The organism is Falsirhodobacter xinxiangensis, from assembly GCF_004959935.1.
GTDB classification, from domain to species: domain Bacteria; phylum Pseudomonadota; class Alphaproteobacteria; order Rhodobacterales; family Rhodobacteraceae; genus Falsirhodobacter; species Falsirhodobacter xinxiangensis.
The window spans coordinates 21427-39335 of record NZ_SMYN01000022.1 but is presented as its reverse complement, the minus strand read 5'-3'; the positions used below and the strand labels follow the sequence as shown (position 1 = coordinate 39335).

The 17909-nt window shown below is 61.8% G+C and carries 19 protein-coding genes; 10 read left to right on the top strand and 9 right to left on the bottom strand.

Annotated elements, in window-relative coordinates; all coding sequences use genetic code 11:
• Positions 1–60 precede the first annotated feature (60 nt).
• On the top strand, positions 61–423 hold the full coding sequence (locus E2K76_RS17780) for a hypothetical protein (RefSeq protein WP_136685793.1): 363 nt from the start codon (positions 61–63) through the stop codon (positions 421–423).
• Between the two features lie 344 nt (positions 424–767).
• Here the strand turns inward: E2K76_RS17780 and E2K76_RS17775 are convergent, their stop codons facing one another.
• A complete protein-coding gene (locus tag E2K76_RS17775) occupies positions 768–1658 on the bottom strand; it encodes a LysR family transcriptional regulator (protein WP_136685792.1) in 891 nt (296 codons plus the stop codon).
• A gap of 122 nt (positions 1659–1780) precedes the next feature.
• On the opposite strand from E2K76_RS17775, the gene E2K76_RS17770 reads away from it, so the two are divergent.
• From E2K76_RS17770 to E2K76_RS17750, 5 genes are all read left to right on the top strand, one after another.
• Positions 1781–2962, top strand: coding sequence for an MFS transporter (locus E2K76_RS17770; RefSeq protein ID WP_136685791.1), 1182 nt, complete (start codon positions 1781–1783; stop codon positions 2960–2962).
• A 20-nt stretch (positions 2963–2982) separates the two neighbouring features.
• Positions 2983–4008, top strand: coding sequence for an alpha/beta hydrolase (locus E2K76_RS17765; RefSeq protein WP_246033011.1), 1026 nt, complete (start codon positions 2983–2985; stop codon positions 4006–4008).
• A 16-nt stretch (positions 4009–4024) separates the two neighbouring features.
• Positions 4025–5074 (top strand): NAD(P)-dependent alcohol dehydrogenase, encoded by a 1050-nt coding sequence (locus tag E2K76_RS17760; protein WP_136685789.1) that lies wholly within the window; start codon positions 4025–4027, stop codon positions 5072–5074.
• Between the two features lie 71 nt (positions 5075–5145).
• Positions 5146–6330 (top strand): (R)-mandelonitrile lyase, encoded by a 1185-nt coding sequence (locus E2K76_RS21070; protein WP_136685788.1) that lies wholly within the window; start codon positions 5146–5148, stop codon positions 6328–6330.
• A gap of 174 nt (positions 6331–6504) precedes the next feature.
• Positions 6505–7623 carry a metallophosphoesterase gene (locus tag E2K76_RS17750; RefSeq protein WP_136685787.1) on the top strand — a complete coding sequence of 373 codons (1119 nt, stop codon included), beginning with the start codon at positions 6505–6507 and terminating at the stop codon, positions 7621–7623.
• A gap of 108 nt (positions 7624–7731) precedes the next feature.
• Here the strand turns inward: E2K76_RS17750 and E2K76_RS17745 are convergent, their stop codons facing one another.
• Genes E2K76_RS17745 through E2K76_RS17740 form a run of 3 tightly spaced genes read right to left on the bottom strand, consistent with a single transcriptional unit; the run spans position 7732 to position 9915 of the window.
• A complete protein-coding gene (locus E2K76_RS17745) occupies positions 7732–8715 on the bottom strand; it encodes an NADH:flavin oxidoreductase/NADH oxidase (protein ID WP_394343940.1) in 984 nt (327 codons plus the stop codon).
• Positions 8715–8837: an oxidoreductase gene (locus E2K76_RS21190; protein WP_394343939.1), complete on the bottom strand. Its 123-nt coding sequence runs from the start codon at positions 8835–8837 to the stop codon at positions 8715–8717. Before E2K76_RS21190 ends, E2K76_RS17745 begins: the two co-directional genes overlap by 1 nt.
• A 16-nt stretch (positions 8838–8853) precedes the next feature.
• Entirely contained in the window at positions 8854–9915 is a 1062-nt protein-coding gene (locus E2K76_RS17740; protein ID WP_136685786.1) for an SDR family oxidoreductase, read from the bottom strand.
• A 100-nt stretch (positions 9916–10015) separates the two neighbouring features.
• On the opposite strand from E2K76_RS17740, the gene E2K76_RS17735 reads away from it, so the two are divergent.
• The gene (locus E2K76_RS17735; RefSeq protein WP_136685785.1) at positions 10016–10393 is read left to right on the top strand and encodes a winged helix-turn-helix transcriptional regulator; all 378 of its coding nucleotides are present in this window, start codon (positions 10016–10018) and stop codon (positions 10391–10393) included.
• Positions 10394–10497: 104 nt separating this feature from the next.
• Here E2K76_RS17735 and E2K76_RS17730 read toward each other — a convergent pair whose 3' ends face one another.
• From E2K76_RS17730 to E2K76_RS17715, 4 genes are read right to left on the bottom strand one after another with little or no spacing between them, the layout of a single operon-like run.
• Positions 10498–11271 carry an ABC transporter permease gene (locus tag E2K76_RS17730; RefSeq protein WP_136685784.1) on the bottom strand — a complete coding sequence of 258 codons (774 nt, stop codon included), beginning with the start codon at positions 11269–11271 and terminating at the stop codon, positions 10498–10500.
• The gene (locus tag E2K76_RS17725) at positions 11258–12091 is read right to left on the bottom strand and encodes an ABC transporter ATP-binding protein (RefSeq protein ID WP_136685783.1); all 834 of its coding nucleotides are present in this window, start codon (positions 12089–12091) and stop codon (positions 11258–11260) included. Before E2K76_RS17725 ends, E2K76_RS17730 begins: the two co-directional genes overlap by 14 nt.
• 10 nt (positions 12092–12101) lie before the next feature.
• Positions 12102–13103, bottom strand: a complete 1002-nt coding sequence (locus tag E2K76_RS17720) for an ABC transporter substrate-binding protein (RefSeq protein ID WP_136685782.1) — start codon at positions 13101–13103, stop codon at positions 12102–12104.
• A 39-nt stretch (positions 13104–13142) separates the two neighbouring features.
• Positions 13143–14225: a 4-oxalomesaconate tautomerase gene (locus tag E2K76_RS17715; RefSeq protein ID WP_136685781.1), complete on the bottom strand. Its 1083-nt coding sequence runs from the start codon at positions 14223–14225 to the stop codon at positions 13143–13145.
• Here E2K76_RS17715 and E2K76_RS17710 point away from each other — a divergent pair.
• Positions 14211–15239 carry a LysR family transcriptional regulator gene (locus E2K76_RS17710; protein WP_246033010.1) on the top strand — a complete coding sequence of 343 codons (1029 nt, stop codon included), beginning with the start codon at positions 14211–14213 and terminating at the stop codon, positions 15237–15239. The genes E2K76_RS17715 and E2K76_RS17710 overlap by 15 nt on opposite strands.
• Before the next feature lie 75 nt (positions 15240–15314).
• Here E2K76_RS17710 and E2K76_RS17705 read toward each other — a convergent pair whose 3' ends face one another.
• A complete protein-coding gene (locus E2K76_RS17705; RefSeq protein WP_136685780.1) occupies positions 15315–16259 on the bottom strand; it encodes a glycosyl hydrolase 53 family protein in 945 nt (314 codons plus the stop codon).
• Positions 16260–16770: 511 nt separating this feature from the next.
• On the opposite strand from E2K76_RS17705, the gene E2K76_RS17700 reads away from it, so the two are divergent.
• Both E2K76_RS17700 and E2K76_RS21145 read left to right on the top strand, forming a co-directional pair.
• Entirely contained in the window at positions 16771–17610 is an 840-nt protein-coding gene (locus E2K76_RS17700) for a M42 family metallopeptidase (protein ID WP_136685779.1), read from the top strand.
• Positions 17594–17839: a hypothetical protein gene (locus tag E2K76_RS21145; RefSeq protein WP_169053378.1), complete on the top strand. Its 246-nt coding sequence runs from the start codon at positions 17594–17596 to the stop codon at positions 17837–17839. Before E2K76_RS17700 ends, E2K76_RS21145 begins: the two co-directional genes overlap by 17 nt.
• The last annotated feature ends 70 nt before the right edge of the window (positions 17840–17909 follow it).

Below are 17909 nucleotides of genomic sequence, written 5' to 3'. Positions count from 1 at the left end.
CACATCCCATTAGCCGCCATTCGCTGCGCCGCACCCTAAAGAGTAGCCTCCGGAGACAGTATGACCTATCACGAAAGACTGCTGATCATCGGAAATAGCGGAAGCGGCAAGACATGGCTCTCCAAGGAGATCGGAAGAAGGGGGCGGCTTCCAACATTACACCTCGATGACATTCGCTGGCAGCCCGGCCGCTATGGCGTTCCCCGAGAGAATGCGGCCGCTATGCGTGATGTGGCGAGGGCGGCGGAGGCCGACCAGTGGGTGATGGAAGGCGTCTATGGCTGGCTTGTCCAGAATGCACTTCCCCGAGTGACAAGACTTGTCTGGCTGGACTTGCCTAAGAGTGCCTTACCAACGTCAAACAGCGTGGCAATCAGGGAGGCGGCACTGAAGAGAGCTTCAGCCAGTTGCTGGACTGGGTAGCCGCCTATCGGAAGCGAGAAACGTCAAGCAGCTACCGCGGCCATTTGGCGATCTATGATGCGTTCTCCAAGACAAAGACCCGTCTCCACAACCGCGAAGAGGCCATGTCATTTCTTGATCGATTCTGTGCTCAAAACGATCCCGCCCGCCGAGGCTGATGCCTCCACCTGTGAAGGTCGGCTTCGGGCTCTGCCCGTCGACCATGGGACAAACCCGCCTTTCGCTGCAGTGCAAAATGTTCTGCCGCCGAGCGTGGATATTTGATCGTCCATGGGGATCGGGTGCATGCCGGAGCGGCCGAATTGTAGCTGGTAGGCTCCTCCCAGATCTGTTCCGGCAACGCGCTACCTGATCCGAAGAGCATCCGTCAGAAGCTTGAACACGGGAAGGTTTTGACGCCTGCTCGGATAATAGAGGTAATAGCCGTCGAACAGCGGCGACCAGTCATCCAGCGTCTGGCAGAGGGTTCCTGCTTCGATATGCGCCTCGACGATGTTCTCGGGAACATAGGCGATGCCCAAGCCTGCGGCGCAGGCATCAATCATGGCGTAGGAATTGTTGAACGTAATTTGCCCATTCACCCGCACCCGCAGTTCTTGCCCGTCTTTCTCAAACTCCCACGCGTATAGTCCGCCTGAAGTGATCTGGCGCATGTTGATGCATCGGTGCCGAACCAAATCCTGCGGGTGCTCGGGCATGCCGTTTCCCGAGAAATATGCAGGCGAAGCAACCGCAACCAGCCGCCAGTCGGGGCTGATGCGGATGGCGATCATGTCTTTCTCGATGCTTTCGCCAAGTCGGACGCCGGCGTCGAAGCCCTCGTCCACGATGTTGCGGAAGCTGCTGTCAAGGCTGAATTCGATGCTGATGTCTGGGTAATCGGTCATCACGGGTTTGAGCTTCGGCCAGACCGTGCTTTCGAAAGCATGATCAGACAAGGTTAACCGGATCGAGCCGGAGGGTTTTTCGCGTAGCGCCATCAGATCGGCGATCTCGTCCTCGATCTCGGTAAAACGGGGGGTGATCGTGGCGAGCAGTCTCTCGCCTGCAGCGGTTGGGGTCACGTTGCGCGTGTTCCGCGCCAGAAGCTGGAGCCCCATGCGCGCCTCTAATTGGCGGATCGTATGACTGAGGGTGGATTGCGCGATACCTATGCGCGCGGCGGCTTTGGTGAAGCTCCGCATCTCGGCCACAGCCTGGAACCAGACGAGGTCGTTGTAATCTGTCTTCCGCATGGCCGCTCCTTTTTGGCCGCGATGATTGATCGCTCTGGTCGATAAGTCCATGCGAAATTGGGTCACTAATCCGGGCGGTCCCACGCCGCTACCTTTGGGGCACCCGAATTAGCGAGCGCATCATGGACACCACCGTCAACCCAATCCAACGCCACGGTGCTGCCCTCTGGGGCGCAGTCTTTGCAATGTCGCTTTGTGTTGCGATGCTCATCGCCTCCGAGTTCATGCCCGTCAGCCTTTTGACCCCCATGGCCGAGGGGCTGGGCGCCAGCGCGGGCCAGACCGGACAGGCGATTTCCATCAGCGGCCTGTTTGCGGTGATCGCAAGCCTGCTTGTCACCACCGTCGCAGGGCGAATGGACCGCAAGAGCGTGATGTTGGCGATCACGGGGATGATGCTGGCCTCGTTGGTGCTGGTCGCCATTGCGCCGGATTTCACGACGCTGATCGTTGGGCGCGCGCTTTTGGGTGTCTGTGTCGGCGGATTCTGGGCGCTGGCCGCCGCCGTCATCATTAGGCTGGTGCCTGAGGGCAACGTGCCCCGCGCTCTGGCAGTGATGTATGGCGGACAGGCGATTGCGGCGGCCTTTGCCGCGCCGGTCGGCAGCTATCTGGGCGGGATACTGGGCTGGCGCGAGGTGTTCTGGGCGCTGACCCCGATCGTGGCGCTGAACCTCGCTTGGCTGGCGGTCGCGCTGCCGTCATTGCCTGCAGAAGGGCGCCAGTCGTTCGCTGCGCTGGTGCTGCTGCTGCGCCGCCGGTATTTCGCGCGCGGCCTTGTATCGGCAACGCTGACGTGGGGCTCGGCCTTTACGATGTTCACCTATCTGCGGCCTTTCCTCGAGCAGATCACGCAGGTGGATGTCGCGCAGCTTTCGGCGCTGCTGCTGGCCTTGGGCTGCGCGGGGTTCATCGGCACATGGGCGGCGGGCAAGTTCATCGGCCCGGGCATCGCGCCGCTTTTAAAACTGCCCGCGCTTGTAATGGGCGGCTGCACGGTCGGGCTGATTGTCCTTGGCGGGTCCATGGCCGCAACTGGCGTTCTGTTGGTGGTCTGGGGCGCGATGAACACCGCGATGTCGGTCATTTGGATGACCTGGATGTCGCGCAACGTGGCCGACGCCCCCGAGGCTGCGGGCAGCCTGATGGTCGCAGGCATCCAGACCGCAATCATGCTGGGGGCAGTGCTTGGCGGCGCGCTGCTGGAAGCGTGGTCCATCGAGGCAACTTTTACCGGCAGCGTGTTGCTTGCCCTTGGCGCGCTGGCGCTGATCGGCAGCGGTCGCGGCCTTTTGAAACCCTGAAAACTGGAAAGAGGATGAAAATGGACCGTCGTTCCATGATGCAACTCACCGGCCTTGGCATCGCTGCGCTTGGTGCCACAGGCCCCGCCTTTGCGCAAGCGCAGGACTGGGACAAGACTTTCCCCAAAAGCGATGCCGTTGACCATGAAAAGGTCAGCTTCACTAACCGCTACGGCATCACGCTTGTGGGCGATCTCTATCTGCCGAAGGACCGCACGGGGGCGCTGCCCGCGCTGGCCGTCTCGGGGCCGTTTGGTGCAGTGAAGGAGCAATCCTCGGGTCTTTACGCCCAGACAATGGCAGAACGGGGCTTTGCCACGCTGGCCTTCGATCCGTCCTATACCGGCGAAAGCGGGGGCGCGCCGCGCAACATTGCCTCGCCAGACATGAATACCGAGGATTTCAGTGCCGCCGTTGACTTCATCGGCCTGCACCCGTCGGTGGACCGCGAACGGATCGGCATCATCGGCATCTGTGGTTTTGGCGGCATGGCGCTGAACGCGGCTGCCGTGGACAAGCGGATCAAGGCAACTGTCGCCAGCACGATGTATGACATGACCCGCGTCATGTCCAAAGGCTATGACGACAGCACCACCCCCGAACAGCGCGCCGCGACGCTGGAGCAACTGTCGAACCAGCGTTGGGCGGATGCCGAGGCGGGAACCCCCGCCTATGGCCCTGACTCGTTGAAGCTTGCGGGCGGAGAGCCGCAGTTCGTCGTGGAATACGCCGATTACTACATGACCCCGCGCGGCTATCATCCGCGTGCAGTCAACTCCGGCAACGCATGGTCGCTGACGACGCCGCTGTCGTTCATGAACATGCCGATCCTGAACTACATGGCCGAAATCGCACCCCGCCCCGTCCTGCTGGTGCATGGCGAGACCGCCCATTCGCGGTATTTCAGCGAAACTGCCTATGCGGCCGCAGCCGAGCCAAAGGAACTGCTGATCGTTCCGGGCGCGAACCACACCGACCTTTACGACAGTGCAGACGCCATCCCCTTCGACAGGCTACAGGCCTTCTTCGAACAGCATCTGGCATGACCCAAGGACTATCGAAATGACCATTCTTGCCATCGGCACCCAAGCGGGCGACCAGCCCCTGTCGCGCATGGAAATCGCGCGGCGCGACACCGGCCCGCATGACGTGCGGATCGAGATCGCCTTCTGCGGCATCTGCCATTCGGATCTGCACCAAGCGCGGGGCGAATGGGCGGGCACGCTTTACCCCTGCGTTCCGGGGCACGAGATCGTCGGCCGCGTGGCCGAGGTCGGCGGCCATGTCACCGCGCACAAGGTCGGCGATTTGGTCGGCGTCGGCTGCATCGTCGACAGCTGCCAAAGCTGCGCCGAATGCGCGGACGGGCTGGAGAATTACTGCGACGGCATGGTGGGCACCTATAACGGTCCGACACCCGATGCGCCCGGCCACACGCTTGGCGGCTATTCGCAGGCGGTCACGGTGCATGAACGCTATGTCCTTAAGATCACCCACCCTGAGGATCAGCTGGCCGCAGTCGCGCCGCTGCTATGCGCCGGCATCACCACTTACTCGCCGCTGCGCCACTGGGGCGCGGGTCCGGGCAAGAAGGTCGGCGTCGTCGGCATCGGTGGGCTTGGCCACATGGGCGTCAAGCTGGCTCATGCGATGGGCGCGCATGTCGTGGCCTTCACCACGTCCGAGTCCAAACGCGAGGATGCTTTGGCGCTGGGCGCGAACGAGGTTGTCGTCTCGCGCAACGAGGCCGAGATGGCCGCCCATGCCAAATCCTTCGACTTCATCCTGAACACCGTCGCCGCGCCGCATGATCTGGATGCATTCCTTGCCCTGCTGAAGCGCGATGGGACGATGACGTTGGTCGGCGCACCCGCCTCGCCCCACCCGTCGCCGAACGTATTCGGCCTGATCATGAAACGCCGCGCCATCGCCGGTTCGATGATCGGCGGCATCCCCGAGACGCAGGAGATGCTGGATTTCTGCGCCCAGCACGGCATCACCTCGGATATCGAGATGATCCGCCCGGACGAGATCGAGGCCGCCTATGCCCGGATGCTGAAGGGCGATGTGAAATACCGCTTCGTGATGGACATCGGACGGATGGGCGCCTGAGCAGCCCCGGGGGCAGAAACGCTCCGCCCTCGGCCCATCCTTTTCGCACCGCCCATCCTTGGAGAAACGACATGAAGAACATCGCCAAATCACTGGCCTTCACGGCTATCGCCGCCACCGGGGCCGAAGCGCACGAACGCGCGCGTGTGGCCCCGCCTGCCGTTTATGACGTCGCGCCCGGGCTTGGACATTTCACCGATGACGTGCTGTTCGGCGAGGTGTGGGAGCGGCCTGAGCTGTCGCCGCGCGACCGCAGCCTTGTGACGCTGGCAGCATTGATCTCGACCGGAAAGGTCGCTCAGATCGGGGTCCATGCCTCCCGAGCGCTCGACAACGGCGTGGAGCCTGCCGAGATCGGCGAACTGATCACCCAGCTTGCGATCTACTCCGGCTGGCCCAACGCCATTTCGGCGGTGGCCAAGGTGAAAATCGTGTTCGACGATCGTGGGATCGACCCAGTCGAGCAAAGCGATGAGCCGCGGATCGAACTGGAGAGAGGGGCCGAAGCCGCGCGCCGCGCCATCGTCGATGGCACCGTCGCGCCGACGGCCCCCGCGCTGGCCGAGATGACCAACCGTGTGCTGTTCGGCGATTTGTGGCAGCGTCCCGACCTGTCGGCGCGCGACCGAAGCTTGGTCACGATGACCGCGCTGATCGCGATCGGTCAGCCCGAACAGCTGCCCTTCCACGCAAACCGCGCGATGGACAACGGCATGTCCAGCGTTGAAGCCGCCGAGGTGCCGGCCCATGTTGCGTTCTATGCTGGCTGGCCTCGCGCCATGTCGGCGGTTCCCGTCCTGAAGGAGGTCTTCATGAGCCGCGAAACTGCACCCGAGGCGGAAACCGACATCCGTATCGTCCGCCGCGATCCCGAGGCTGGCAACTCTGGCCCAGCCGACTACTTCACGGGCGCCGTCCGCGTGCACGGCAACTACCAGACGCAGCTACCGGCACGCGTCAGCGGCGCAACGGTCGAGTTCGAGGCAGGCGCTCGCACCGCATGGCACACACACCCGCTCGGCCAGACGCTGCATGTCATCTCAGGCCTTGGCTGGGTGCAGCAAGAGGGCGGTCCGATCGTCGAGATGCGTCCGGGCGATCTCGTCTGGATTCCGCCACATGTGCGCCACTGGCATGGGGCGTCGCCTGAAGAGGCGATGAGCCACCTCGCCATCGCCGAGGCATTGAACGGCTCGGTCGTGACCTGGATGGAAAAGGTTACGGACGCGGAATATCTTGGAGTTGCAACCGACTGAAGCCGATGAACATTCGGCGCACAAGATGCGCCGGATGCACCAACCGCGCCTTCGAATAACGCTTCATCACGAAAAGTTCGCCAAACCGGGCTCCGGAGTTGGCGCCTAACGTCTGGAGGGCGTAGCAGCGCTACGCTATCAACACCAAACCGTTGTTTTCGCCGGATTTACAAAGTGTTTCACCTGATTAAAGGTCTTGTTGGTCTCTATATCGTATTGCGGCTTGTCTGGCCTTTGCCTTTGCCTCGCAATGTTAGGTTCGCTCTAGCCCTGCTGATCCTGACGGTCTCGCAGCACCATCTGCTCAGCCACTTTGCTTTCGGTTCGATGTTTTCTCCCGAAGTGCCGCGCGAGGTGATGATCATCGTGAACTGGGTCTTCGGCGCGATGGTGATCGGCTTTGCATTCCAATTGGTTGTCGATGCCGCCTCTCTGATCCTTTCTGCGCTCAGCATGCGCTGGCGGCGTGTGCGGTTGCAATATCGGTATGCCGTGATCCTCGCCGCACTGACGCTCAGCGCGTTGGGTGTGAGCCAGGCCATCCGTGTCCCCTCGGTCCGCACGATAGAAATTGCCCTGCCGAACCTACCAAATGAGTTCGATGGGTTTCGAATGGTGCAATTGACGGACCTGCATCTCAGTCGTTTATTCGATGAACATTGGTCGACGGCTGTCGTCGAGCGTGTGAATGCGCTGACACCAGATTTAATCGTCATCACCGGAGATCTCATCGATGGAACCACAGAGGCACGCCGGGTGGCCGTCGCGCCGCTTGCGGACCTTGTCGCAGCGCATGGCGTAATCGTTAGTCCCGGCAACCACGAATATTACTTCGATGCGCCCCTCTGGGTCGCTGAATTCGAGCGATTGGGGATGCGGGTTCTCGAAAATGAACACAAGGTCATCCGCCGAGACGATGCTTCGCTGGTAATCGCTGGCGTCACGGACGCACGCGCCCCGGATTTCGGTCAACCCGCGCCCGATCCTCAAGCTGCGCTCGTCGGTGCCCCTCAGGAAGCGCCGATCGTCCTTCTGGATCATCAGCCCGCCACGGCCGCGCGGAACGCTCAAGCCGGGGCCACGATGCAACTGTCCGGCCACACCCATGGCGGCATGATCCGCGGGTTTGACCAGATCGTGGCGCGCTTCAACAACGGCTACGTTTCCGGCCTTTATGAGGTCGACGGCATGCAGCTTTACGTAAGCAACGGCACAGGACTGTGGATCGGCTTTGCGCAGCGTATCGGCGTTCCATCGGAGATCACTGAAATCGTTCTACGCAAAAGTTTTTAGCGCAGGCGAAGTTATTCTGCAGCCGCAGTATCTACGGCTTCGGACGGCTATTTCTGATCGCGGGTTTGGGCTCTGCGCTTCCTTTTATGGTAACGCAGAGCCTTCAATTTATCCCCTCTTGAAAAGCTCTTTTAAGTTGGAAGGCTGGCTGCGCAGATATTGAGGCGGCACCTTGACGGTCGCGCCAAGTGCTGCTGCGGCATGCCACGGCCAGCGCGCATCATAGGTGATGGTGCGGGCGACGCCGATCATGTCCGCATCGCCGGTCGCCACAATGGCTTCGGCCTGTTCCGGCTCGGTGATGAGGCCCACGGCAACGACCGGGATCGAGACCGCCTGTTTTACCGCGCGAGCCAGCGGCACCTGATAGCTCGGGCCGACCGGGATCTTCTGGTCCGCATCGAGGCCGCCGCTGGAGACATGGATCGCCGCGCAGCCCCGTGCTTCCAGTGCCTTTGCAAAGGCGACGGTCTGCTCGGCATCCCATCCCCCCTCCGCCCAGTCGGTGCCCGAGACGCGGATCGTCACGGGGCGCTCGGTTGGATAGGCCGCGCGAACGGCGTCAAACACCTCCAGCGGGAAGCGCATGCGGTTTTCCAAACTGCCGCCGTAATCATCGGTGCGCCGGTTCGAAAGCGGCGACAGGAAATTGTGCAGCAGATAGCCGTGGGCAGCGTGGATCTGGATGGCATCGATGCCCAGATGGGCGGAACGGCGGGCGGCATCGGCAAAGGCGTCACGGATGCGGTCGAGCCCCGCGCGGTCCAACTCGGTCGGGGGAACCTCATGCTCCTCGAACGGCAGCGGGGATGGCGCTACGGTCTGCCAGCCGTTCGCGTGATCCGGCGCGATCTGCGCACCGCCCTTCCACGGCAGGTCGGTCGAGGCCTTGCGCCCGGCATGGGCCAGCTGAATCGCGATCGGCATGGACGACCATCGGCGCACGCCATCGAGCACGCCGCGCATCGCATCTTCGGTCGCATCGTCCCACAACCCGACATCGGCATAGGAGATGCGGCCCTCGGGCGATACCGCCGTCGCCTCGATGGTCAGGATGCCCGCGCCGGAGTGCGACAGCTGGCCCAGATGCATCAGGTGCCGTCGGTCATGCGGCCATCTTCGGCGGAATACTGGCACATGGGGGCGATGACGATGCGGTTGTCCAGCGTCAGACCGCCCACTGTGACGGGTTCAAAGAGTTTGAATTTCGGCATGATAGATCCTTGGGTTTCAGGAGATGAGACGGTCGGCGCGAAGCTGCGCGAAAAGATCGAAGAAGGCGTCGTCGGTCGGCTGATACGCGGCAAAGCCGAGGCGGCGGCTTTTCGACATGTCGGTCACCACCTCGATCGGGCGGCCAAGGTCGGCATCGGTGTGCCAAGGGGAGGCGAGGCGGGAAAGATCCGGCTCCGCCAGCCCGTGCCGGGTGGCGATTTCTGCCCAGACCTCGGCATCGCCAACCATCTGCTCCTCCAGCGGGCGGACCGTGCCGTCGAATGGGGCGGCTTCGATACCAAACCAGTCGGCGATGCGGCCCCACATCCACGACCAGCGGAAGGTATCGCCGTTGACGATGTTGAACGCCTCGTTCGTAGCGGCATCGGTGGTCGCGGCCCAGAGCATCTGGGCGGCAAGCTGGCGCGCGTCGGTCATGTCGGTCAGCCCCGACCACTGCGCCGCGCTGCCGGGAAAGGCGAAGGGGCGCCCGGTTTCGCGGCAGATCGTGGCATATGCGGCCAGCGTGGTGCCCATGTTCATCGCATTGCCGACCGCCTTGCCGATGATGGTGTGAGGGCGATGGACGCTCCAGCCAAACCCGTCGCGTTCGGCGGCGGCAAAGACCTCGTCCTCTTGCGCGTAGTAGAAGTTTTCGACGTCGAGCCGGCCTTGAGTCTCGCGGAACGGCGTGTCCGGCAGCGCGCCTTTGCCATAGGCATCGAACGGACCGAGGTAGTGCTTCAGCCCCGTCACCAACGCGACGTGACGCAACGATTCAGCGGGCCGCAGCGCGTCCAAGAGGTTGCGCACCATGGCGGCGTTGACGCGGATGTTCTCCGCCTCGGTCGCCTGACGCGACCACGTGGTGATGAACAGATGGCTCGGCGCAATGTCCGTCAAAGCCGCGGCGAGGTTGATGGGATCGGACAGGTCGGCCGCGATCTGCCGCACCCCTTTTTGTGGCGATGCACTGCGCGACAGTCCCAACACGTCCCAGCCCCGGTCCTGCAGCAGCCGTGCTATCGCGCCGCCCGCTATTCCTGTTGAACCGACGACAAGAGCGCGTTTGGTCATGATAATCTCCGACTGTTGAACTCCGCCCATCTAGGATCTGCCGGAGACGCGCGCTAGACGGAACCAAACCGTTCCCTAGAGCCCAATAGGTGCCCACCCAATGAGTTCCGATGAAGACTGGCGCGAGGATTGCGCCCCCCGCCGCATCCTCGATCTGTTCTCGACCAAATGGACCAGCATGGTGCTGCACGTCCTGCATGCCCGCCTTGGCGGATCGGCGCGGGCGGGTGTGTTGCTGCGCGCGGTCCCGGGGGTGTCGAAGAAGATGCTGACCCAGACCCTGCGCGACATGGAGCGTGCGGGCCTCGTCCACCGCCATGTGGAGGGAACCATTCCCCCGGCGGTGGAATATTCTCTGACCGATCTGGGCCGCCGCTTTGTCGAGCCAATCGAGTTGATTTACGGCTGGGCGCGGGAGAATGACGATGCACTGGATGCGCTGAAGCCGAGGGAGACGTCGCGCAGAACTTCTATTTGACGGTGCAGTTCAAACGAAGATCGTGGGGCTTTGCCGACATTCGCTGCGCTGCCAACACAAACGCCGCCCTTGATAGGGCGGCGGAATTTTACTTAGCAATTGGATCAGGCGGGCCGCTCTTCGGTGTTCGGCCGCCAAGTGATCAGCCGACGCTCTGCCGCATCGAGGATCTGGTCGATAATCAGAACGAAGATCGCCAGGATAATGATGCCAGCGAATACGCCGACCGCGTCGAAGTTGCCTTCGGCCTGCGCGATCAGATAGCCGAGACCCGCCGAAGATCCCAGATATTCGCCGATGATGGCACCAACGACCGCGAACCCTACCGAGGTGCGGAGCGACGAGAGGATCCAGCTTGCCGCCGCCGGGAAATAGACGTGGCGCAACAACTCGCCCTTGCGGGCTCCCAGAACGCGGGCATTGGCAAGGACAACGGGGTTCACTTCACGCACGCCTTGCATGGCGTTGAAGAAGGTCACGAAGAACACCAACGTGACCGCCAGCGCCACCTTTGACCACAGCCCAAGGCCCAGCCACAGCACGAAGATCGGCGCAAGAACGACGCGCGGGATGGCATTCAACCCCTTGATGAAAGGATCCAGGATGCGGGCCGAAGTGCGGCTCAGACCAAGCCATACGCCAGCGGTGACGCCCAATGCGGTCCCGATGACATAGCCCAGCACGGTTTCCGTCAGCGTGATGCCAACATGTTTGTAGAAGCTGGTATCAGTGATCCAGCGGATGATCTGGGCGCCGATTTCGAACGGCGGGGGAAAGAAGAACCGGTCGATGACTCCGGCGCTGACGCCCATCTGCCAGCCGCCGACAACGACCACCAGGATGACCAGTTGGATCAGACGAACACTATTTGCGTGCATAGCTTTTCTCCACCTCGCCGCGCAGCGACGCCCAGATGTTCTTGTATAGTTCGAGGAACTGCGGATCGAGCTTGATCTCGGCCACGTCGCGCGGGCGGGACAGATCGACAGGGAAGCTGTCGATGACCCGGCTGCGCGGGCCGGAGGCCAGAACCACCACCCGGTCTCCCAGTGCGATGGCTTCTTCGAGATCATGGGTGATCATCACGACCGCGCGGCGTTCTTCCTGCCACAGGCGCAGAAGCTCGTTCTGCATCAGGTGGCGGGTGTGGATGTCCAACGCCGAGAACGGCTCGTCCATCAGGATGACCTTGGGCCCGGTGATCAGCGCCTGCGCCATTTGCACGCGTTTGCGCTGACCGCCGCTGAGCTGATGCGGATAGCGGTCCTCGAACCCCTTCAGCCCGACCTTGGCAAGCCAGCCTTTCGCCTTTTCGTGGCGTTCCGCCTTGCCGACGCCGCGAAACATCAGCCCGAGCTCCACGTTCTCGATCGAGGTCTTCCACGGAAGTAGCGCGTCCTGCTGGAACAGATAGCCGATATCGCCGCCCGCGCCCTTCACCGGCGCGCCGTCGATGGTCACGCTGCCCTTCGCGGGCTTCAGGAGGCCCGCGATCGCGTTCAGGATCGTGCTTTTGCCGCAGCCGGTCGGTCCGACGATGGCAAGGAATTCGCCATCGGCCACGGTCAGGTTCACGTCGTCGACGGCCACGAAATCGCCGAACGCCATCTGCACGCCTTGCAGGGCCACCATCGGTTTCGCGGCTGCGGCCGATGGCACCTGCGGGTAGTCGATCTTCTTCACTGCGCTCAACGCCATTTCCTCCTCCTCAGTTGGACGCGTCGGCGGGGACCGCTTCGACGAATGCATTGGTGTAGGTTGCGGCCAGATCGATCTCGGCCCGGGCGACCGACTGGTTGAAGGTCTTCAGCACGCGCAGTGGGGTTTCCGCATCCTCGGGGTTGAACAGCCCGTCCTCCGAGAAAATGGCCTTCGCGTTCTCGACCGCGCGGATATAGGTTTCGCGGTCGCCCGAGATGTATTCGACCGGCAGCGTTTCCACGATCTCTTCGGCGGAATGCTCGCTCATCCATTTCAGGGCGCGGACGGTGGCGTTGGTCACCTTCTGGATCGCCTCGGGGTTATCATCGATGAAGTCTTGCGTCGCGTAGAGCACCGACGTCGGATAGATCCCGCCATAGACAGCCTTGGCACCCTCGTCGCTGCGCGCATCGATCAGGATGCTGCCAACGCCCTTGGCTTCGATAAAGGTGGCGGCGGGGTCATAGTTTACCAGCAGGTCGATCTTGCCTTGCTCCACCGCCGCAACCGCCGCCGAACCCGATCCGACGCCGATGATCGCGATATCGTCGGCGGTCATGCCATGCTGCTGCAGGTAATAGCGGATGAAGAAGTCCGAAGACGAACCGGGAGCCGTGATTCCGACTTTGGCACCCTTGATGGATTCCGGGTTGGCCGGATCGAATGTTGCACCGTTGCGCCCGGCCAAGACGAGGCCCGAATTGCGCGCCATTTCGACGAAGCCGACGACATGCTTGTTCTGGGCCTGCATCTGGATGGTATGGTCATAGAAGCCGACGGCGATGTCGGTGGACCCGGCGACCAGCGCCTGAAGCGTCTTCGACCCGCCCGAGGCGAAGTTGTCCACCGTCACGTCCAAGCCTTCGTCCTCGTAATATCCGAGGCCCTGCGCGACCGGGAATGGCAGGTTGTTGAGGTTGTAGGATCCGACGCTCATCCTTACTTCCTGCGCCAGCGATGGAAAGGCGAGTGCGGTCGAAGCGGCCAAGGCCATCATCAGGGTTTTCATGGATATCTCCTCCTCAGGCGCCCTCCCGGCGCCGTTTGATCATGCTGCGAACTTTGCAGCCTTTTCCGGTTTTGCATAAACGAAGCCCTCGAACAGGCGACGTGCCGTCCGCAGAACCCCCGCGATCCGTTTTCCGTCCCTTTCGTCCAACTTGATATCCAGCGCCCCGCCGGGATGTTCGATCCGCAGGACGGTGGGGATTGGCCGGTCGCCCACGATCCGCGCAGCAACGGTGCCAGCAGATATCGCCGCGGTGGCGATGCCAACGGCGCCCGTTGTCGCAAGCGAGGGGTGGCACTCATGCGGCATGAAGTAGCGGACATTGAGATCGCCGCCGCAACGCGCGGGAGAGACCAGCACAGGCTTCGGTGTCACTTGTTGCGCGACATCGCCCATGCCCATCAGCCGCCCGGCTTCTCTGCGGATTGCTTCGATGCGGGCAAGAAGCGCAGTATCGGCATTCAGGACGGCAGCAGGTTCGTATCCTGTCACCCCTAGTTTGGCCGCGTCCATCAGCACCATGGGCATGGCGCAGTCGATGCAGGTGACGTAGATATCCCCAATACGGTCAGTCGGCGCACCGGTCGGAAACAAGCGCCCTGTGCGCGCCCCCGCCGCATCAAGGAAGGTCAACGCGATCGGCGCGGCCTTGCCGGGGACACCGTCGATCGATGCATCGCCGAGATAGCAGACCTTTCCCATCGGTGTCGCAAGCTCGGCTTCGATGATCTTGCCTGTGTTGATGTTGTGAATGCGCACGAGGGTATTTCCGTCCTGCGCAGCAATCAGCCCCGCCTCGATGGCGAAGGGAGCCACCGCCGCGAGCATGTTGCCGCAATTGGGCGAGGTATCCACGATCTGCTGGTCGATCCGCACCTGCGCAAACAGATAATCGACATCGGCCCCGGCGACGCTTGCCGGGCTGATGATGGCGACTTTGCTCGTCACCGGATTGCCGCCGCCGATCCCGTCGATCTGAAGCGGATGGCCCGAGCCCATCACCGAGAGGAGAATGCGGTCGCGTGCTGCAATGTCGGATGGCAGATCGGATCCAAGAAAAAACGGCCCTTTGGACGTTCCGCCCCGCATGAGCACGCAAGGGATAGGTTGAAGATCGTTCATGTTGCGCGCCCTCCCACACTGTTGCATCGTATGGGTCAAACGATGCATTACTTGCTTATGGCGGGAGGGACACGTGATGTTAAATGCCAATATCGAAGGTATTATTGCGCAATGAACATCAATTGCGAGATGCTGGATCTCCGCGCCTTTCTGAGTGTAGTGGATCTTCACGGCTTTCATCGCGCAGCCGAAGCGTTGAACCTGTCGCAATCGGCGTTGAGCCGCCGGATACAAAAGCTGGAGGCCGCCGTCGGCGCGCCGCTTCTGGAACGCACGACCCGGCACGTCTCGCTGACGGCCATCGGAACCGAATTGATCCCCCTGGTCCGCCGCATGCTCGAGGAATTCGACTCATCCCTTTTCGCCGTGCGCGAGCTTGGACGCCAAAGCGGCGCGCTCGTCACCATTGCCTGCGTCCCCACGGCGGCCTTTTATTTCCTGCCCACGGTCATCAAGGAATTCATCAAGGTCTATCCCAACATCCGCTTCCGCATTCTGGATCTGACCGCCGTGGAAGGCCTACAGGCCGTGGCACGCGGCGAGGTGGAGTTCGGCATCAACATCATGGGAAGCTCGGACCCCGATCTGGAGTTTTCCCATCTGGCGGACGATCCTTTCGTGCTTGCCACGCTGAAGGATCACCCGCTTGCAACGAAGCGGAAGGTGAGCTGGAGCGATCTGGCAGCTTATCCGCTCATCACCGTTCATCGATCCAGCGGGAACAGAACGCTGCTCGACACCGCGCTGGCGAAACACGACGTTCAGCTTCACTGGACATACGAGGTGACCCATCTTTCCACCTCGCTAGGTCTTGTCGAGCAGGGTTTGGGAATATCGGTGCTGCCGAAACTGGCGACGCCTTCCGACGATCACCCGTTTCTGGTGACCCGGCCCCTTACCGGACCGGAAATCTCCCGTCCCATAGGCGTGGTCCGCCGCCGCAACGCCAAGCTTTCACCGGCAGCGGGTCGGTTTTTGGAGATGCTACTCGGCACATGGGGCGATTGCGCCTGATACGAAAACACGGCCGTTGGGGTGGCGGAGACTGCGATTCTTGGGACATTGCCGCCATTCGCTGCATCGCGGCAATCATGCTGCGACTGATGTCCTCGCACCTCGAAGCGCATCCGAAAGTGCAGGATCCACCGACCGATCACTCCGGATCAGCCCATGGCTCCAGCGGGTCCGCGAGCGCGGCGCATGCCAAGGCGGGCAGTCGATGATCGGATACCAACATACCCCGGCAATCTTGACCCCGCGCGCCCTTGCAATTTCCACTTCATCCAGCACATGGTGCAGCCAATTGCCCTTGTTGAACCCCGGATAGCGGCGGTGGTGCACCGGATGGCCGTCATGCCAACTTGTCTCGGAGACCATCACCGGCTTGCCATAGCGGCGCCAGGTCTTGATCAGCACCTTCGAAAGTGCCGTCCGCGCGGTGTGCGGGTAGTAGTTGACCCCCACCACATCCACGTCGATCGCTGAAACGATCGCATCTGTTGCGGCGAACTGACGCTCGCCGATGCCGGCGATCGGATCGTTTGTAAGAATGCCGATGTCCGGGTGATGATCGCGCGCCACCCGCACCATGGTAATGGCCATCTCCACAGCCTCCTGCTCGGGCATGCCAGCGATAAGGGGATAAAGCGCAGGCTCGTTTACCGGACAGAGCCAAAGACGTTCGTTGGCAGCGATGCCGCGGGCTGCCTCGGCGACGATGCGGGCGCAGCGGACCGGATCCTGATTGCGGTGGTAGTGAGAGAGGTCCCAGATTGCCTGAACGCCCGCGTGATGCGCTGCTCTTAGCCGCTCGACCGCGTTATGGCCGGGAACCAGTCCGTCTCGGATCGTGAGGAGGCCATGCTCGCGCGCGATCCGCAGATGCTCCCCCATTCTGTCTGCTGGCAGATGCCGGGTGGTGCAAAGCAGGTCGTGCCGACCGCCATGGACCAGCCCGCATTCGAAGCCGGCAATCAATTCGGAATGAAAAAGCCGATCCCCGATCGGCAGGGACAGCTGCGTTAGCGCGTTCATGGGAGGGTGTTTGGTTGATGACGGTGTGTTCTACCCGTGCCCCGAATGGGGGGCAAGACGCGAGTAACGCGGAACATCCCTGTATTGTCACTGTTCGTCGACAGGAGGACCGACAATGTCACCAAATGATGAGAAAAAGCCCATGCCCCGAGAGGCGGAGCAACTTGGTCGTCAGCCGCAAGGCGTTGAAGCCGATACTCCGGGGCCCGGGTCGGAGCGCGCCTGGCCTTCCAAGCCGCGCGGGGCAAAATCCGATACCGCAATGTGCGAAAATCGGGGCAAGCCTGGCATGATTGACAAGAACGAGGATTGCTAGGGCCCGCTATGACGCCGGGCCGCTGCCCCCCAAAGAGAGACCCATGTTGTGAAGGGTCTAACTCCCAACGCGGCGAGCTCGCTCCAAGCCGCGAGGAAGCCTAGGGCGACGATGGAAGGAGTTAGACTGCGACAACCCATAAGGCTTGCCCCCCGCCCCATCTTCCAATCATCTAAAGCATGAGAGCTCAAACGAATGGACGATACCGCGCTCGACCTATGGAAAGCATTCGTGGCAGCGCCCTCGCCGAGCGGGTTCGAGCAGCCGGTGGCGCGGCTTTACCGAAACTATGTCGAGCCATTTGCACATAAGGTCACCACCGACGTTCTGGGCAATGTCAGTGCAGTGATAAACCCCGAGGCCTCACTTCGCTTTATGTATGCAGGCCACATGGATGAGGTCGGCTTCATCGTCCACCATATCGATGAAGCAGGCTTTCTTTTCTTTAGCACAATAGGCGGCACCGACGTTGCGACTGAGATCGGTCAGCGGGTCTGGGTTTATGGGGCGGAGCGTGTTCTTGGCGTGATCGGGCGCAAGGCGATTCAGACCTTCCAGTCCTCTGACATGATGCAGACACCGACTCTCAAAGATCTCTGGATCGACATTGGAGCGTCCTCGCGGGAGGATGCAGAGCGGCGCGTTCGGATCGGTAGTCCGGTGACGATAGAGGCGGAGTTCGCCCTGCTAGGCGGCCGATTGGCCGTGGGCCGGGCTTTTGACAACAAGGTAGGGCTTCTGATTGGGGCCGAACTGGTCCGGCGCCTGGCCAAGGATAACCGGCTCCACCCGGATGTAGGGTTTCACGTTCTGGGAACCGTGCAAGAGGAAATTGGCTCTCGCGGCGCCAAGACCGCGGGCTTCAATATTGCTCCGCACCTGGCGCTTGCGATCGATATGGGCGTCGCAATGGATTACCACGTGCGCGGCCAGAGGATCAGGGCGCGCTCTATCTCGGCGGAGGGCCGGGTATATCCCAAGGTGCAATTACCAATCCGATCCTTTTCGACCTGCTCGTGTGAAAACTGCGACTGACGCCGCTATCCCGTATCAGCAGCAAGCAGTGGGCGGGACCAGCCCAACCGACGCGCGCGTGGTGCAAGAGCTGCAAGGCGGTGTCGCAACGGGCGTCATTTCAGTTCCGCTCCGTTATATGCACACGCCGTCCGAGGTCGTGTGCATCGACGACATACAGGCGACGATCGAGCTTGTCCAAGAATTTTGCTGTCGCCTACGGCCGGATATGGATTTTACACCGACTTAGGCCCTTGGAGTCGATCGATCTGAAAATGCACCGCGTGCGACGTATTATGTTATATGTTGAACCAAATACG